The 17,694-nt window shown below is 46.0% G+C and carries 20 protein-coding genes; 3 read left to right on the forward strand and 17 right to left on the reverse strand.

Annotated elements, in window-relative coordinates:
* Positions 1–6: 6 nt before the first annotated feature.
* Both QZ942_RS05545 and QZ942_RS05550 read right to left on the reverse strand, forming a co-directional pair.
* A complete protein-coding gene (locus QZ942_RS05545) occupies positions 7–507 on the reverse strand; it encodes a hypothetical protein (protein WP_292993695.1) in 501 nt (166 codons plus the stop codon).
* 78 nt (positions 508–585) lie between these two features.
* Positions 586–867, reverse strand: a complete 282-nt coding sequence (locus tag QZ942_RS05550; protein ID WP_292993696.1) for a peptidylprolyl isomerase — start codon at positions 865–867, stop codon at positions 586–588.
* Between the two features lie 179 nt (positions 868–1,046).
* Here QZ942_RS05550 and QZ942_RS05555 point away from each other — a divergent pair, with 179 nt between their 5' ends.
* The 3 genes from QZ942_RS05555 to QZ942_RS05565 are packed head-to-tail and all read left to right on the forward strand — an operon-like array spanning position 1,047 to position 5,367.
* Entirely contained in the window at positions 1,047–1,712 is a 666-nt protein-coding gene (locus QZ942_RS05555) for an ABC transporter ATP-binding protein (RefSeq protein ID WP_292993697.1), read from the forward strand.
* Positions 1,709–4,258, forward strand: a complete 2,550-nt coding sequence (locus tag QZ942_RS05560) for an FtsX-like permease family protein (RefSeq protein ID WP_292993698.1) — start codon at positions 1,709–1,711, stop codon at positions 4,256–4,258. The genes QZ942_RS05555 and QZ942_RS05560 overlap by 4 nt, the downstream gene beginning before the upstream one ends.
* The gene (locus QZ942_RS05565) at positions 4,258–5,367 is read left to right on the forward strand and encodes a carotenoid 1,2-hydratase (protein WP_292993699.1); all 1,110 of its coding nucleotides are present in this window, start codon (positions 4,258–4,260) and stop codon (positions 5,365–5,367) included. The genes QZ942_RS05560 and QZ942_RS05565 overlap by 1 nt, the downstream gene beginning before the upstream one ends.
* Before the next feature lie 907 nt (positions 5,368–6,274).
* Here QZ942_RS05565 and QZ942_RS05570 read toward each other — a convergent pair.
* The 15 genes from QZ942_RS05570 to QZ942_RS05640 all read right to left on the reverse strand — a co-directional run bounded on the left by QZ942_RS05570 (position 6,275) and on the right by QZ942_RS05640 (position 17,598).
* Positions 6,275–6,484: a heavy-metal-associated domain-containing protein gene (locus tag QZ942_RS05570; RefSeq protein WP_292993700.1), complete on the reverse strand. Its 210-nt coding sequence runs from the start codon at positions 6,482–6,484 to the stop codon at positions 6,275–6,277.
* A 29-nt stretch (positions 6,485–6,513) separates the two neighbouring features.
* Entirely contained in the window at positions 6,514–8,907 is a 2,394-nt protein-coding gene (locus QZ942_RS05575; RefSeq protein ID WP_292993701.1) for a heavy metal translocating P-type ATPase, read from the reverse strand.
* A 103-nt stretch (positions 8,908–9,010) separates the two neighbouring features.
* Positions 9,011–9,625 carry a hypothetical protein gene (locus QZ942_RS05580; RefSeq protein ID WP_292993702.1) on the reverse strand — a complete coding sequence of 205 codons (615 nt, stop codon included), beginning with the start codon at positions 9,623–9,625 and terminating at the stop codon, positions 9,011–9,013.
* Positions 9,626–9,744: 119 nt separating this feature from the next.
* The gene (gene tatC, locus QZ942_RS05585; protein WP_292993703.1) at positions 9,745–10,539 is read right to left on the reverse strand and encodes a twin-arginine translocase subunit TatC; all 795 of its coding nucleotides are present in this window, start codon (positions 10,537–10,539) and stop codon (positions 9,745–9,747) included.
* 65 nt (positions 10,540–10,604) lie between these two features.
* Positions 10,605–10,997 (reverse strand): Sec-independent protein translocase protein TatB, encoded by a 393-nt coding sequence (gene tatB, locus QZ942_RS05590; protein WP_292993704.1) that lies wholly within the window; start codon positions 10,995–10,997, stop codon positions 10,605–10,607.
* Between the two features lie 84 nt (positions 10,998–11,081).
* Positions 11,082–11,420, reverse strand: coding sequence for a Sec-independent protein translocase subunit TatA (tatA, locus tag QZ942_RS05595; RefSeq protein WP_292993705.1), 339 nt, complete (start codon positions 11,418–11,420; stop codon positions 11,082–11,084).
* 32 nt (positions 11,421–11,452) lie between these two features.
* Positions 11,453–11,803, reverse strand: coding sequence for a histidine triad nucleotide-binding protein (locus QZ942_RS05600; protein WP_292993706.1), 351 nt, complete (start codon positions 11,801–11,803; stop codon positions 11,453–11,455).
* A gap of 3 nt (positions 11,804–11,806) precedes the next feature.
* Positions 11,807–12,133 carry a phosphoribosyl-ATP diphosphatase gene (locus QZ942_RS05605; RefSeq protein ID WP_292993707.1) on the reverse strand — a complete coding sequence of 109 codons (327 nt, stop codon included), beginning with the start codon at positions 12,131–12,133 and terminating at the stop codon, positions 11,807–11,809.
* Complete coding sequence (gene hisI / locus QZ942_RS05610) at positions 12,130–12,519, reverse strand: phosphoribosyl-AMP cyclohydrolase (RefSeq protein WP_292993708.1); 390 nt, start codon at positions 12,517–12,519, stop codon at positions 12,130–12,132. The genes QZ942_RS05605 and hisI overlap by 4 nt, the downstream gene beginning before the upstream one ends.
* Positions 12,520–12,574: 55 nt before the next feature.
* Positions 12,575–13,348: an imidazole glycerol phosphate synthase subunit HisF gene (gene hisF, locus QZ942_RS05615; RefSeq protein WP_292993739.1), complete on the reverse strand. Its 774-nt coding sequence runs from the start codon at positions 13,346–13,348 to the stop codon at positions 12,575–12,577.
* A 69-nt stretch (positions 13,349–13,417) separates the two neighbouring features.
* Positions 13,418–14,173 carry a 1-(5-phosphoribosyl)-5-[(5-phosphoribosylamino)methylideneamino]imidazole-4-carboxamide isomerase gene (gene hisA, locus QZ942_RS05620; protein WP_292993709.1) on the reverse strand — a complete coding sequence of 252 codons (756 nt, stop codon included), beginning with the start codon at positions 14,171–14,173 and terminating at the stop codon, positions 13,418–13,420.
* Positions 14,174–14,221: 48 nt separating this feature from the next.
* A complete protein-coding gene (hisH, locus tag QZ942_RS05625; protein ID WP_292993710.1) occupies positions 14,222–14,872 on the reverse strand; it encodes an imidazole glycerol phosphate synthase subunit HisH in 651 nt (216 codons plus the stop codon).
* A gap of 26 nt (positions 14,873–14,898) precedes the next feature.
* Positions 14,899–15,486: an imidazoleglycerol-phosphate dehydratase HisB gene (gene hisB, locus QZ942_RS05630; protein WP_292993711.1), complete on the reverse strand. Its 588-nt coding sequence runs from the start codon at positions 15,484–15,486 to the stop codon at positions 14,899–14,901.
* Between the two features lie 41 nt (positions 15,487–15,527).
* Complete coding sequence (gene hisC / locus QZ942_RS05635) at positions 15,528–16,613, reverse strand: histidinol-phosphate transaminase (RefSeq protein WP_292993712.1); 1,086 nt, start codon at positions 16,611–16,613, stop codon at positions 15,528–15,530.
* 100 nt (positions 16,614–16,713) lie between these two features.
* Entirely contained in the window at positions 16,714–17,598 is an 885-nt protein-coding gene (locus tag QZ942_RS05640; protein WP_292993713.1) for an HDOD domain-containing protein, read from the reverse strand.
* Positions 17,599–17,694: the final 96 nt, after the last annotated feature.

The following is a 17,694-nucleotide window of genomic DNA, read 5'->3' on the forward strand; positions in this document are numbered from 1 at the left end:
CAAAATTTATCTGGAATGTGAATCAGCCCATAAATCTTTATGAATAATTTCGTGCTCTTTAGTAGCAAAGTCTATTACGAAAGTGTTCGTATCCTTATCAATTAATACAGAGCAATCTTTAACATATTCAATTCCTGCTTGCGTAAATAGTTCTATTAGCCTCTTATCATTAAGGCCTTTTTCTTCGGAAACTGCATCAATTTTCTTCATTTTATAAGCTAGATCAAGATGGAACCGGTCCGATATATCTTTATTACAGGAATCTATTATTTTCTTCTGATTGCACTGAATTGTTCCAAAGAATTCTGGTACATATTTCTTGATATTTTCATTTTTTGCTGCTATTTCATGAGCATCAACTTCATATTGAAATACTTTCTCAATATCTTCCCGAGATATATCTTTCTTTTTAAAAAATATTTTTGTTGCGAATCCGGAATTATCAAAAAACACGCAAGCAAAAGCCCCGTTGCTGTATTCACCGTTAATCATTTCGTATATCAGCATTTTTGTTTTAAATTATCGAAAGAAAGCAAAATTGTGATTCAATTCAGTAAAGTATCCTACGGTCAGAGCACTAGATGATCATTCGCTCCGCTTAGTCACTTCCAGCAAATGATACCCAAACTGCGTTTTAACCGGTCCTTGCACTTCACCCACTGGTGCACTGAAAACGACCGTATCAAATTCTTTAACCATTTGTCCGCGGCCAAATTCGCCCAAGTCGCCGCCTTGTTTGCCGGATGGGCATAACGAGTGTTGTTGTGCCAATTGACCGAATTCTGCGCCATTTTCAATTTCTGCTTTCAGGTTGTTACATTGTTCTTCGGTTTTTACCAAAATGTGACGTGCACTGGCTTTTGCCATAATATTTCTCCTGTATTTTTACAAGTGCTTAAAATTAATTTTTGTTACGTGGTACATTTAAGCATAAATCGGCGTGTTTGTTAAAGTACGGTTTTATTTTTTCTACAGTTTATCCGGGTCATAGAGGTATGTTTCCATGAATTTAGAAAGTAGTCCCACATCCAGCGGTGTCAGTGCAGATGCTTGAACTAATTAATGTGAATAAGGCCTACGCCGAAGGGCGGAAGGTGTTGACCCATTTAACGTATACCCTGAAAGCAGGTGAGTATGTGGCCATCATGGGCGATTCGGGTGTGGGCAAATCGACGCTGTTGAATCTGATTGCCGGGCTGGATACGCCGGATTCGGGCGAGATCCGCATTAATGGCATGGCGATTTCATCGTTGGATGATGATGCCGCTACACAATTGCGGCGCGAGCAGTTTGGTTTCATCTTTCAAGCATTCCATGTATTGCCGCATCTGACCTTATCGCAGAATATTGCTTTGCCTTTATTGTTGAATGGCGTGCCAACGGATCGTGTGGAACAGATGCTGGCTGATGTGGGGTTGCGCGATCGCGGGCATCATTTTCCGCGTCAGTTATCCGGCGGTGAGTTGCAGCGTGTTGCGATTGCGCGGGCACTGATACACCGGCCTAAATTGGTGCTGGCGGACGAGCCGACGGGTAATCTCGACCCGGATACGGCGCACGAGATTCTCCAGTTGATGCGCACGGAAATAAAAACCAATGGCGCTACGGGTATTCTCGTGACGCATTCGCATGCAGCGGCCGCAACGGCGGACTTTGTGTTGAATTTAACCAAGGATGGCTTGCATCCGGTGAAATCAGAGCACAGCGAATGAATTCGGCATCGTTATCCCGCTGGCTGCTATTCGGTGAATGGCGTGCGCATTTTGTGCAAATGATCGTGGCACTCGTTGCCATTGCCATTGGTGTCGCTATGGCGTTTTCAATCCATTTGATCAATACGGCGGCGTTCAATGAATTTTCTGCGGCGAGCAAGAGCCTTTCCGGACAATCGGATTTACAGGTATATGGCCGGAAAGCGTTTTTTGATGAGTCGCTTTATCCGTTGTTGGCCAACACCGAAGGTGTGGCGTTAGCGAATCCGGTTTTGGAATTGGATGTGGTGGTGCCGGGTAAACTGCAAAACAGAAACGATCACAAACTGAAAATCATCGGGATTGATATGTTTCGGGCGGTGCAGATTTCGCCGGATTTACTGGGATTGACTGAGGAAGGAAAAACGCTGGATCGGCTAGCAAGCGATGCTATTTTTCTGTCGCCAGCCGCGATGGAATGGTTGCAAGTTGAACAAGGCGATTCGCTATCCCTGCATGTGGGCTTGCAAACCATTACCTTGCGCGTGGCAGGCGGTTTGGTGCGGGCGCGGGCAGGGCAACGCATTGCGGTGATGGATATTGGTGTGGCGCAGTGGCGCTTCCAGCAGCTCGGTTTATTGTCACGGATCGAGTTGAAGCTAAAGAATGTTGTCAATCATGCAGCGTTTAAAGTCAAGTTGGCTGAGCAACTGGGCGAATCGTATCGGGTGACTGAGGCAATCGATCAGGAAAAGCGGATTGCCAATATGTCGCGTGCATACCGGGTCAACTTGAACATGCTGGCGCTGGTGGCGCTGTTTACCGGCACGTTTCTGGTGTTTTCCACGCAGGTACTCTCAGTCATTCGGAGGCGCCAGCAATTTGCGCTGTTGCGCGTCCTGGGTTTTACACGGCAACAGCTATTGCGGCAAATTATCACCGAAGGGGCGATCCTCGGGGTGATCGGCTCGCTGCTGGGATTGGGCCTAGGGTATGCCATTGCAGCCACAGCGATTCAGTTGCTGGGCGGAGATTTGGGTACTAACTTTTTTCCGGGTGTTAAGCCCAGCATTTATTTTGATCCAATGGCTGCATTGATATTCTTTCTGGTTGGGCTCATTGTGACAATGCTAGGAAGTATCGCACCGGCATTAGAGGCAGCGCGTGCTAAGCCGGCGCTGGCTTTGCGGTCCGGCAGTGAGGATGTGGCCATGGCAAAATTCTCACCGCCTTGGTTTGCTGTGATTTGTTTACTGGTTGCCCTGCTGTTCACACAGCTACCGCCCATTTTTGGGCTGCCGGTTTTCGGCTATCTGGCCATTGCACTACTGTTGATCGGTGGTATTGCGTTGATGCCGCGTTTTGCGGCATGGGTTTTTTCGAGGCTATTGAGCCAATTGCAGCGTTACCGGTTAAGCGCTGTTTTTACACTGGTGCTGGCGCGCCTGGCAAATGCGCCTAACCAGGCTGCTATCGCGCTGGGGGGGATACTGGCCAGTTTTAGTCTGATGGTGGCAATGGCGATTATGGTGACGAGTTTCCGCGTATCGATCGATGACTGGCTGGGGCATGTGTTACCGGCCGATTTATATGTGCGCGCTGCGGCAAGCGGTGATCAAGGCGGTTTCCAACTCGACACGCAAAAGGCGATAGCCGAGCTACCCGGTTTTGATCGTGTGGATTTTTTCCGTACGCAGCAACTATCACTCGACGCGAACCGGCCGGAAATCACCTTGTTTGCTAGGCCTGTCGATAGAACCGATGCGCGGAATACACTGCCGCTGACGGATGATAGGATTGCGCCGGGAGCGCTGCCCGGAAATGTAATGCCGGTCTGGGTGTCGGAAGCGATGGTTGATTTATATGGTTACCGGGTAGGAGAAAAAGTGACATTGCCGATCGGCGCAACATTCAGTGAGTTTCTGGTTGCCGGTGTGTGGCGTGATTATGGCCGTCAATTTGGCGCGGTACAGATGCAACTGGCGGATTATCAGAGATTAACTGGGGATTTGAGTGTTAATACGGTCGCTTTGTGGTTACAGACTGGGATGACGCCGGATGCAGCTATTGCAAATTTGCGGCAATTGCCATTCGGTGCAGCACTGGAGATCTCCCGGTCGAGTGATATGCGCGCATTAAGCTTGGAAATATTTGATCGCAGTTTTGCGGTGACTTATATATTGGAAATGGTGGCAGTCGTGATCGGATTATTGGGCGTGGCGGCCAGTTTCTCGGCGCAAACATTGGCGCGTGCGAAAGAATTCGGTATGTTGCGCCATATTGGTGTCATGCGGCGGCAAATTTTTGCGATGCTGGCTGCGGAAGGTGGTTTGTTAACGCTGCTTGGAATTGTGTTGGGTTTTGTATTGGGGTGGGGTATCAGTCTAATTCTGGTTTTTATTGTCAATCCGCAATCCTTCCATTGGACCATGCAATTGCATCTGCCATGGGGTTGGTTGACGATGATCGCCGGGATTATGTTGGTTTCAGCGGCGCTGACGGCACTGCTGGCCGGGAGGCAGGTCGTATCCGGTAATGTGATACGTGCGGTGCGGGAGGATTGGTGATGGCGGAGAGTAAAAATACCGGTAGGCGTTATTTCTTGCGTTTTGTCAGCATGATTATGCTGATTCTAAGCTTGGTTGCTGCGGAGACGATCGCTGAATCTTCCCGGTTGTTGCCGGTCGTGCCCGACTATAAGCTAACTTTTCCACATGATTACGGTGCGCATCAGGATTTTCGAATTGAATGGTGGTATATCACCGGCTGGTTGGAGACGGCAGATAAGAAACCACTGGGCTTTCAGGTTACCTTTTTTCGTTATGCGACTGACCAGAATCAGGACAATCCAAGCCGCTTTGCAGCGAAATATTTAATTATCGCGCATCTGGCATTATCCGATCCTGCCGCGGGCAAGCTGATGCATACTGAGAAATCTGCGCGTGAAGGTTTTGATCTGGCTTATGCCAGACCAGGCAATACCGATGTGAAGCTGGATGATTGGACCCTGGTGCGTGAGGAGGATGGACGTTATCAGGTGGATATGCGAACCGGTGATTTTGGTTTGCAATTATCCTTGACTCCGACACAAATGCTGATGCTGCAAGATCAAAACGGTTTTTCCCGCAAAGGACCGAAGCCAGAGCAAGCAAGTTATTACTATAGCGAACCGCATTTAAGTGTAACCGGCACGGTTTTTCGTCAAAATAAGCCGGTTACTGTCAACGGCCGTGCTTGGCTTGATCACGAATGGTCGACTGCTTATCTGGATCCGGAGGCTGACGGTTGGGATTGGGTCGGTGCCAATCTGGATGACGGGTCATCCTTGATGGTTTTTCAAATACGTAAAAAGAATGGTGGTAAAGTTTGGGCCTATGCCGCATTGCGCGATGTATCAGGCGAGGTTAAATTTTTTAATCCGGAACAAGTGGAATTTACACCTACGCGCACCTGGAAGTCGCCGCATACCGATGCGGTTTATCCTGTCGAGATGCATATTCGTACCGGTGAGATTGAATGGCAGCTTACGCCATTGCTGGATGATCAGGAACTCGATTCACGCCAATCTACCGGAGCGGTTTACTGGGAAGGGGCAGTGACACTGATTAGAGACAATCAGCCTGCTGGGCGTGGCTATCTGGAACTAACGGGCTACGTGAAGTCTTTAGCATTATGAGTGTAATTTGAATCCATTAGAATTCTAAAATCAATGGATGGATATGACTTTGAAAAGGCCATAAGTAAGGCAGGCTGGGGGTTTGTTTGAAAAAATGCTGCCGGATTGAGTGGATTTTTACAATAAATAGGGGAGATGCTTAATTTCAATACTTTCATTGTTGTTAAATGTGAGTTAGAATTTGTCACTGCAGTAATCAAGCGATGCGAGATGATTGCGAATGAAGTACTCGGTTCCATCAATCAAGGATCACTGTAATAGTGAATCTTAGGAGCGGAGATAAAGTTTCATGACCACAAAAATTTTGTGATCGTGTAAGCAGGGGGGGGTCGATTATTTGTCGACTTTAATTCTTAATCAAAGAAATACCTTAAACAAGGAGATTAGTTATGGGCGAAATCAATAGAAGAGAAACAGATGCACAAGTTCTAAGATTGTTCTTCATTTCAACAGCTGCTTTTATCGTTATTGGAGCAGTTATTTACGGCGTTTTCTAGACTGAAAAAATTTTATTGATGTCCTTAGTGGTTTAAGTTTTGCTGGCAATTGGTTTTTTAGCGCTATCAGAACTTTTCCAATCACTGCAAGTGCAAGTGGTAGACAGGGCAGAGTCAGTCAAATGTTTCCAAAAACAAAAACCATAAACGCCCATCTAGCGGATATTCCTTATCCGCTAGATGGGCGTTTTTCATCTAAAGGCACATCACAGAATATTGATGTGCAATTCTCACTCAAACATCATTGCGTTCTACAATAAAGCTCATACAATTTAGCCTTTCTGTTCAAAACGAGCATAAAGAGTGTCAACTTGTTGTGGAATCTCTTGTGTCGATTATGTTTTTCTCCTTGCAGCGATGATTCTGAATAGAACTAATCGGGATGACATGGAATGCTGAATAGTATTTTTCTAATCAATCACTTCGAACCCTGCATCAAGAATAGATTCTTTAAGTAGGGAAATACTGGTATTAGTGGGGTCGTACTGAACAATCGCTTGGGCGGGGTCGAGAGTAACTTCCGTTTGGATTACACCGGGCAGATTCTTTAGGACGGTTTTGATGCTATTGACGCAACCCATGCAGGTCATGCCCTTTATTTTGATGGTGGTGGTTTGCATGATAATGGCTATTTCCTTTAAATAATTTTCTAATGATTCGTTTTCCAACGTTTCAATAGCAGTGAATTGCTAACAACCGATACTGAACTCATGGCCATAGCCGCGCCGGCAATCACTGGGTTGAGCATGCCGATAGCGGCCAATGGAATACCGAGCGTATTATAGACAAAGGCAAAGAATAAATTCTGACGTATTTTTCGGAGTGTGGCGCGCGAGAGAGAAATGGCATCGGCAACACTCATTAGATCGTTGCGTATCAAGGTGATATCAGCGGCTTCAATGGCGACATCAGAACCGGCGCCAATAGCAAAACTGACATCTGCTGCTGCCAAGGCTGGTGCGTCATTGATGCCATCACCGACCATGGCGGTAAACTTGCCATCAGCTTTCAGCTTCATGACTTCTGCGGCTTTATCTTGTGGTAAAACTTCAGCGCGATATTGCGTAATGCCGGTACGTTTGGCAATGGCAGCAGCGGTTACGGCATTGTCGCCAGTTAGCATTACCACTTCAATGCCCATCGATTGCAAGCGTTCAATGGCTCTCAGAGAAGTGTCTCGTAAGCGGTCTGCAATGGCCAGATAACCAAGGATTTGAGAAACGTTATTAGCAGTGGAGGCAATGCCGATGACCGTTTTCCCTTCTGCCTGCAGAGCGGTGATTTGCTTTTCATCCACGGTGGCGCCTTGTTGCCTGAGAAATTTGGGTGAGCCAAGCAGGTATTGGGTACCATTTATGCGAGCCGTGATGCCACTGCCGGTGATAGCTGAGAAATTATTAATGGATTGAAGGGGTAATTGCATTTTCTGTGCACTGTCCAGAACCGCCCGGGCCAGCGGGTGTTCCGATCCTTGTTCCAGGGAAGCTGCGATTTGCAAAAAGTCCTGCGTGTTGATCGATGCAATTGGGACAATGTCGGTGACTTCCGGTCTGCCTTCGGTGAGGGTGCCAGTCTTGTCGACAACGATGGTTTGAATCTTCTCGGCATTTTCCAGTGCCGCCGCATTCTTGACCAGTACACCAACCTGCGCACCGCGTCCTGTGCCAACCATAATTGCGGTAGGTGTGGCGAGTCCCAGTGCGCAAGGGCAAGCGATGACCAGCACGGCGACAGCATTGATCAGCGCGGAAACAAAGTCATGGGTGAGCCACCAGTTAATTCCCAGGGTCAGGACGCTGATCGCCACGACAATGGGGACGAATATTCCAGAAATTGTATCCGCCAGGCGTTGGATGGGTGCCTTGGAACCTTGTGCTTCTTCGACTAAATGAATGATGGCAGCCAGTTGGGTGTGTGCTCCGACACTGGTTGCACGGCATTTGAGCAGACCTTGTTGATTCAGCGTGGCGGCAAAGACTTTTGCACCCGCTTGTTTGCTGACGGGCAAGCTTTCGCCGGTTAGCATGGATTCGTTAATGCTGGATGATCCTTCCATGACAACGCCATCAACAGGCAGATTTTCACCCGGACGTACGATGAAAATATCGTTGACTTGCAGGCTGCTTGCTGGTACCTCGAGAATTTCTCCATTACGTTCGATACGGGCTGTTTTAGGTTGCAATCTGATCAGCGCTTCAATGGCCTCAGAAGTTTTTCCTTTGGCGCGCGCCTCCATCAATTTGCCCAGCAAAACGAGGGTAATAATCGCTGCACTGGCTTCAAAATAGACATGCTGATTCAATGCAAATGCTGTAACTATGACGCTGAAGAAATAGGCCATGCTGGTGCCTAATGCAACGAGTACATCCATATTGGCTCCGCCGCCACGCAGGGAGTGCCAGCCGCCAATATAGAAACGCCACCCAATCCAGAATTGCACCGGGGTTGCCAATAGCCATTGCAACCATCGCGGTAGCATGTCCATATCATGTCCTGAGAACATGGCGCCCATTTGCAACACCAGCGGCAAAGTGAGAGCAGAGGAAATCCAGAACAAACGTAATTCCGCCTGATAGGCTGCCAGGCGCCGTGCTTTTTCTTCGGTGTGGCTGGATTCACTGATCTCGCTAGCATCATACCCTGCATTAATCACGGCATTGATCAAGTTGTCGACCGTTACCAAACCTGGTATGAAATTCACTTTGGCTGTTTCGGTTGCAACATTCACAGTGGCTGTGACACCGGGCAATTTATTCAGCGCTTTCTCGATATGTCCGGCACAGGCCGCGCAAGTCATTTTGTGCAATTGCAGTTGCACAGATTGCGGAGCAATATGAAAACCGGATTTTTCTATGGCACTAATCAACGCATCCATTTTAATTTGGCTTTCATCATAATTGACATGCGCTTTTTCATTGGCGAAGTTGACAACCGCATGCACACCGGCGAGCTTGTTTAGATTCTTTTCGATACGTGCCGCGCAGGCAGCACATGTCATCCCTTCAATCGGAAGTTCAATTTTCTTGAGGATTGAAGAATTCAATTGTGTTTTTCAATGAATGAAGCATTTGCAAATGGCGGCATCATGGGCTGTGCAGGGTGAAGTTTATAAAACATACAGGCAGTTCTCTGGATGATAACCTTCATTAGCGATCAAGGACCAGCACGCCATCGATCAGCTTAACTCTATCGCCTTGCTGGAAGCTGGCCGCATCAGGCAGTGCGATGATTGCTTGCCTGCCATCGCTCATAGTGATGCCGATTTGATACGGATTGCCTGAATTAGCCATATTGCCGCCGTGATTGCCAGGCGCGCCGCCCGTCGTGTCTGGTTGATTGGTGCCATGTGGGCGGATGATTTCCCTGGCGACTGTTCCAGCGACGATGCCGCTTGCGATTGCATTCAGGTTATTCCCTTGCCCCATTTTATTAACGAAATCAACAATGCCGCAATTGATGCATCCTGATGTAGGCGGTTGCCTGGGGATAGTTCCAGCATCTGTGCTCTTAATACTGATGCTGTTTCGCGGCGTGCTAATGGCGGTGCCAACGCGATGAATGGATCTTGGCGGTCTGCCGAGATCCGGCGGGCTTTCGGGTGCGGGCTGAGGAGTCAGGTTCTGTGAATTTGAAGGTGGCTGATTACGATGATCTGCATTCGGCGATTGTGCGAACGCGATATCGACAGCAAACAGACTGAAAATACTGGCAGATACAACAGCTAATTTTGTTAAATCAATAACATGAAGGCTATTTGACATCGCTGATCTCCTCGAAGATAGACATCCATAAATGGGTTGTTTTTTAGAGTAAGAAGGATCGGGTTGGTTGCATTATAACGATTTCTATCTATCCTTGTTGGGGACAGGTATCAAATCGGTCAGTCTGTTTTTGTAGGAATATCTTTCTGTTCTGAAGGATCTGTTTGGGTAGGTGTTGACGCATCAGATTGAGTTTCTTGATCCTGTTTCTTTATCATAAAAGCAGCGATGAATATACCCAACTCATAAAGCAGGCACAAAGGTACTGCCAGCATAAATTGCGAAACGACATCGGGTGGTGTAATGATGGCAGCAATGACGAATGCGCCGACAATTACATAGGGGCGGATTTCCTTTAGCTTCTCAATAGTGATTACGCCTGTTCTGACTAATATGATAACAAATACCGGTACTTCAAAAGTGATACCAAATGCGAGGAACATGGATAAAACAAAGCTCAGGTATTTGCTGATGTCTGTCATTACAGCGACGCCTTCCGGCGCAAAATAAGTAATGAACTCAAATACCAATGGCAACGCTGCAAAGTAGGCAAATGCCATACCGCAAAAGAACAGAAAGCTGCTGCCAATGACCAAAGGCAGCGCCATACGTTTTTCATGAGAATAGAGTCCTGGTGCGACAAAAGCCCACATTTGATAAAAAGTGTGCGGTAATGTAATGACGAAAGCCATCATCATGGCGACTTGCATCGGTACAAAGAAAGGTGTCGCGACATCCGTGGCGATCATCTGGCCGCCTTGCGGTAGTTTCTCCAGCAGCGGTTGCGCCAACAAGGTGTAGAGTTCTCGCGCGAAAAAGGCACAGGGAAGAAAGCCCAGCATGAGTCCGCCCAGAATACGTATCATTCTGGTACGTAGTTCTACCAAGTGTGATAGGAATGAGCCTTCAAGCATGGTGATTGCTGTGGGACGGGTACGCTAAATGAGCATCAATAGACATCATATAGACAGCCGGACTACTATTTTTTTTCGTTATCAAGGGAGTTGTTGGAAGATTCATTGCTACCTGAGACCGGTTGCCCGGATTCTTCATGAGATTGTGATGTGGACAGGTTTACAGGCGAATTATCTTCAGTTTTGACATCAGCAACGGTTGTTTTTAACTGATCAACGCCTTGTTGCACGGAATCTTCAATGGATTGAACCGTTTCCTGCACCGAAGATTGCATGTTCTTCAGTTCTTCCATACGCATTTCATTATGGATGTCGGTTCTAACGCTATACACGAAGTTCCGGCAGCGTCCGTATAAATTTCCCAATGTACGCGCTACAGTGGGTAGCCGTTCGGGTCCAATCACGATCAATGCAACCATAGAAATGACCAGTAGTTCCATAAAACTGATGTCAAACATGTTGTTTTGCTGATTGAGACTGGATTAATGAAATCATCGGTCAGACCTAATTATGCCTAGAAATTTCGCAGATTAATGGAATATCTACGTTCTAGTTTGCGTTTTTTCCTTGATTTCTGCGTCTGTTATCTGGTTATTTACGCTGGTTGACTGTGGTGCGCTGTTTCTGGTTTCAGTTGCTGATTTGCTGTCTTTGAAGGTGTTCACGGAAGCTTCCTTGCTTGCCGTGACTTCTATCACTGATTCATTCATAGAGGTTGATTGCGATAGAGTATTTTCAGTATCTGATTCTTTCATGCCTTCTTTGAATCCTTTTAAGGCGCTTCCCAGATCATTACCCAGATTGCGTAATTTCTTTGTACCGAATACCAGAACAACAATGACCAATACGATAATCCAATGCCAAATGCTGAATGTGCCCATTACTTTCTCCTTTTAAATGGAACAGTACTGGCCTAGCCATGATGAATCATTCCGGGCAGGCGTTCCCGGCCACCGATGATATGGAAATGCAAATGCAATACTTCCTGGCCACCTACACGGCCGGTATTGATAATGGTGCGGAAGCCATCTTCGCAGCCTTGTTCTTTTGCCAATTTCTGTGCCAATAATAGCATTTTACCTAATAAAATCTGATGATTATCTTGAACATCGGCGAGTGAATCAATATGCAGCTTAGGAATCAGCAAGAAATGAACAGGTGCAACGGGGTTGATGTCATTAAAGGCAATAATTTCTTCATCTTCATAGATTTTATTAGAAGGAATTTCTCTTCTTGCAATTTTGCAAAAAATACAGTTATCCATTTTTTAATCCGTTGTTCGTGATGCTTTTTCCTGAATACCCGATACACCTTCGCGTCTTTCCAGCTCTTTCAAAACATCATCCGGCGTAAGTCCATGGTAGGCGAGTAATACTAGGCAATGAAACCACAAATCTGCTGTTTCATAAATAACCTGTTCTGCATTACCATCTTTCGAAGCCATCAATGTCTCAGCAGATTCTTCCGCTATTTTCTTGAGTATTTTATCTTGCCCGCCATGAAGCAGCTTGGCTACGTATGAGCTGTTTGCATCGGCTGATTTACGTGATTCAATGGTTTCTGCCAGGCGGCGAAGAATAGTTATGTCACTCATTTATTGTAGATTTCTTCCGGATCTTTAATAACGGGAGCTGCGATGATCCACTCATTACCTTCCAGTCTCTGAAAGAAACAATTGTGTCTGCCGGTATGGCAGGCAATTCCTCCAATTTGTTCCACGATGAGAAGCAGTACATCTTCATCACAATCCAAATAGATATCTTTTATTTTTTGAATGTGACCAGATTCTTCACCTTTATGCCAAAGTTTTTTGCGCGAACGTGACCAGTATACTGCTTCACGTTTTTCTACCGTCAGCTTAAGTGCATCCCGGTTCATCCACGCAACCATAAGAATTTTACCACTATCCGCTTCCTGAGCGATCACTGGTATCAGTCCATCTTCAGACCAGTTGATTTTGCTAAGCCAGGTATCAGGCATAAATAAATTAGGACTTTTTAGAGTTATGTTACAAATTCCGCCAACAATTCTAACACTATAACCGTACTTCAATACCATGCTGTGCCATATACTGTTTGGCTTGCTGCACGGTAAATTCGCCATAGTGAAAGATACTAGCTGCTAATACAGCATCTGCATGTCCTTGCAGAATGCCTGCAACCAAATGATCCAGATTGCCAACGCCGCCGCTGGCAATAACCGGTATATCAACCGCATCTGAAACAGCGCGGGTCAAGGCGATATCAAAACCGTTACGTGTGCCATCTCTATCCATGCTGGTGAGTAAAATTTCACCGGCTCCCAGGGATTGCATTTTTTTTGCCCACTCAATGGCATCAATACCGGTTACTTTGCGTCCGCCATGGGTAAAAACCTCCCAGCGTGGCGACTCTCCGGCTGAGCTAACTTGCTTGGCATCAATCGCCACAACGATGCATTGAGAACCGTAATGATCTGAGGCATCGGCAACCAGTTGCGGATTCAGTACTGCCGATGTGTTGATGCTAACTTTATCAGCGCCGGCATTGAGTAACCGGCGAACATCAGCAACCTGACGCACACCGCCGCCAACGGTTAACGGAATAAATACCTGCGCAGCGACTTCCTCAATGATATGCAGAATTAGATCGCGATTATCAGAGCTGGCTGTGATGTCCAGAAAAGTCAGTTCATCAGCGCCTTGTTCATCATAGCGGCGTGAGATTTCTACCGGATCACCTGCGTCACGTAATTCAACAAAGTTAACACCTTTAACAACACGTCCATTGGTTACATCCAGACATGGAATAATACGTTTAGCGAGGCTCATCAGTTTTAAAAACCGGTTGTGAGAATAAGGGGGATGAATTGTAATAATCTTCAGTTGCAAGGGCTTATTTTATGAGATACCGGTACTCTTACTCAGTTTGTCAGCCAAAATCTGGGCTTCCTTGAAATCCAGCGAACCTTCATAGATAGCGCGGCCGGTAATTGCACCTATAATACCCTCTGATTCAATTTCGCACAGTATGTGCACATCATCAATATTGGTAATCCCGCCGCTGGCAATGATTGGTATGGTTAATTCTCTGGCCAATTCAACTGTGGCCTTGGCATTGATGCCGCTGAGCATGCCATCTCTGCCGATATCGGTGTAAATAACCGCTTCTACGCCGTAGCCTTCAAATTTTCTTGCCAGATCGACTACGTCATGCCCGGTTATTTTAGACCAGCCATCAACAGCAACCTTGCCATCTTTTGCATCCAATCCAACCATAATCTGGCCCGGGAAGGCATTGCAAGCATCTTGCAAGAAACCGGGAATTTTAATCGCTGCAGTACCAATAATGATGTAGGTGATACCATTGTCCAGATAACGTTCGATTGTATCGAGATCACGAATGCCGCCGCCCAGTTGAATTGGAATCTGGTTATTAATGGCTCGCACAATTTCACATATTGCTGCTTCATTTCTTGGTTTGCCGGCAAATGCACCGTTTAAATCGACAAGATGAAGTCTCCTCGCACCTTGGCTTAACCAATGTGTTGCCATTTCACTGGGTTCTTTGGAAAATACGGTCGCATCTTCCATAACGCCTTGTTTGAGACGAACACAGTGTCCATCTTTGAGATCTATTGCAGGAATAATCAGCATGGCTTAATCAGAGTTAATAGTTGATTAATAGAGTCAATTTATTACTTTCTAGTTTTGGAAATGGGGTGTCCATTTGGCAAAATTACTTAATAAGGTTAATCCTGCCAATTGGCTTTTTTCTGGATGGAACTGTACAGCGAAAATATTATCTTTTGTAACAGCACAAGTAAATGGGAAAGGATAATTGCTTCGTGCTGCGATTGATGCGGAATCAGTGGTCTCGACATAATAACTGTGCACGAAATAAAAACGCGCATCTTCTGCGATACCTTCCCATAAAGGGTGTTCGATAGCCTGATAAACTTGATTCCAGCCCATATGCGGTACTTTAAGTTTTTGTCCGTCTGCTGTCGTCATGGCCGTGGCAGGAAAGTGCACGACCTTGCCAGGCAGGATATTTAAACCTTTCACATGTCCTTCCTCACTTTCTTCAAACAACATTTGTAAGCCGATACAGATGCCAAGAAACGGTTTGTGAACAGCTGCTTCCATGACGGCTTCACGTAATCCACGAATTTCCAGCTCATGCATGCAATTGCGCATGGCGCCTTGTCCTGGTACGACGACACGTTTGGCTTTCCGCACGATATCCGGATCGCTGGTGACTGCAATCGAGGCAGCCGGTGCAACATGTTCAAACGCTTTCTGTACGGAACGTAAATTTCCCATTCCATAATCAACAATTACGATATCAGTCATACAATGATGTGGTTAAACAAGGTTACTTATAAAGTGCCTTTGGTGGATGGAATAATCCCGCTTGCCGCTGAATCATGTTCTATAGCCATGCGCAACGCACGCCCAAACGCTTTAAACACGGTTTCAGCCTGATGGTGCGCATTCGTTCCGGAGATATTGTCGATATGCAGCGTTATCAAGCCATGATTAGTGAATCCCTGAAAAAATTCATGGATGAGATCGACATCAAAATCACCAATACGCGCCCGGACAAAATCAACATTGAATACCAAACCGGGACGCCCGGATAGGTCTATGACTACACGTGACAACGCTTCGTCAAGCGGTACGTAGGCATGCCCATAGCGGCGCAATCCTTTTTTGTCCCCTACTGTTTTGATAAAGGCTTGGCCAAAAGTAATGCCAATATCTTCCACCGTGTGATGTGCATCGATATGCAAGTCACCTTTGGCAATAATTTCAAGATCTATCATGCCATGGCGAGCAATCTGGTCGAGCATATGATCCAGAAAAGGCACGCCTGTTTCCAGAACAGATTTGCCTGTTCCATCCAAGTTCAGATTGATGCTGATCTGAGTTTCCAGCGTATTTCGTGTAACTTGTGCCCGGCGCATAGAATAAAATCTTTGATTAATACAAGGAATTTGAGTGGATTTTAAACTGATTCACTCAGTATGGTGTGTAATGTTGTGCAAAATTGAGAGTTTTCATCGGGTGTACCTACCGTTACACGCAAACAATTTTCTAATAATGGATGTGTGCCATCAAGATTCTTGATGAGTATCTTGCGTTGCTTAAGTGCCTGAAAGATTTGGCTGGCTGCATGGATACGAAACAAAATAAAATTAGCGTCCGAAGGATATACCTCAATATTTGCTATTGTACCAAGAAATGTTCTCATTTTTGTGCGTTCCGACTTGATCGCTTCCGCTTGCTCTGATAATACTGCGGTATGGTGCAATACCTTCTCAGCAATTAATTGCGTCATTATGCCAATATTATAAGGCAAACGCACCTTTTCCAGTTGCACTAACCATTCAGACCGGCCGATTAATAGCCCCAGTCTTAGGCCGGCCAATCCTGACTTGGACAGTGTCCGCATTAACAATAGATTGGGGTGCTGGGCTAGTTTATCCATAAAGCTTGCATCAGCAAATGCATGGTAAGCTTCATCGACAACAACAATGCCAGAAGTTGCCTGAATAATGCTTAAAATAGCTGCGGGGTCAAATAAATTTCCGGTTGGATTGTTAGGATAGGCCAGGAAAATGACGGCAGGTTTATGTTCTGCAATTGCGGCTAACATGGTTCCCAAATCGAGCGAGAAATCTTTTTGTAAAGGTATTCCAACATATTGAATGTTTGCGAATGCGGCGATCATTTTGAACATGACAAATGCAGGCTCAACACTCATTAATACTGCACCAGGCCGAGCTAGTGCCATGGCAATGATCTGGATGATTTCATCCGATCCATTACCTAGCAGGATATCCATGTCATCGGAAATAGCCAAAGCCTGACGTAATGTTGCTTTAAGTTGAGCGGCACTTGCATCGGGATAGCGGTTTACCGGCGCATTTGCCGTTAATTGTGCAATTTCGTCACGTATTACGAGTGGTAACGGGTATGGGTTCTCCATCGCGTCCAGCTTGATCATGCCTGTTGCAGGCGGTACATGATAAGCGGAAAGCGCGAGAATTTCCGGACGGATAATTTGATCGGGATGATAAAAATTAGGCATAAATGCCTAGTTTAACTCAATACAGGTTGAAAAGTTAAAATTGTCATTGGGAGTCGATTACACTGACGACGGTAGATCGCACTGTTGATCCTTGATCCTTCTAAGCTACCAACTCTTGGGCCAGTGTGAGAAATTCGCTTTGACACCCATGGACTTTCTCATGCGCCGCGTTAGCTTCCAATTCATTGATTCCTAGGCTTCCCATGAGTATTGTCGTGTCGACATAGGGGCAGCCATCAGTCAACATAGGATTTTGTAGTAACCGATTGGCAACGGCGATCAGCTTGACGTAAGACGCATGTTTCCCAGAGTAATCCGGGAAGTGTTGTTCAGCTACGGTGATTGCAATCTCTTCCGGTAAATTCCATGATTTGATCAGATACATGCCAATTGTATCATGTGTGATACCGAAAACCTGTAACTGGAGTGAGCGCGCATCCTGCCCCGGATAGCGAGTAACCAAATCATTTAGATAAGAGAATTCTTTAGGGTAGAGATGCCCAAATAATAGATATCCAAAATTGTGGAATAACCCGCTGAGATAAATAAGCTCACAGTTTATAAGGTTTTTCTTTGTCATGATATGACAGAGTTCGCGGCATAATGCGGCGCATTCCAATGTTTGGCTCCAGATACGAACACGGCCCAGTGCGCCATGATTGGGTAGCTTGAGACAACCCGACGAGGCAATACTCATCGTAAGATTGAGTGCAGTATTAAAACCTAATACCAAAGATATGGCATGATGGACAGAAGTAATCCGGTTGCCGTAGCCAAAAATAGACATGCGGGCATACTTTAGAATAAAAGCTGCCAAACTGGGGTCTTTTTCAATTAAGCCGGTGAGTTGTTCTAGATTCGCATCGGGATTATTACGTAGCTTCAAAAGTTCGCGAGCAGTCTCTGGAAATGGAGGAATTTGCCCAGCTTGCTCTAGGATACTGCGGAAGTTCTGGCTGAATTCCAGCTTGTTAAAAATCAACATTAATCCGATCTCAAGATTTTAGTTTAGGGTGTAGTGCTTACTCAACTCTGCTTTTTGCGAGCTTTTGCACTACAAGAAATTTCGTTGAAAAGCGAT

It is taken from the genome of Nitrosomonas sp., assembly GCF_021731985.1.
GTDB lineage: Bacteria > Pseudomonadota > Gammaproteobacteria > Burkholderiales > Nitrosomonadaceae > Nitrosomonas.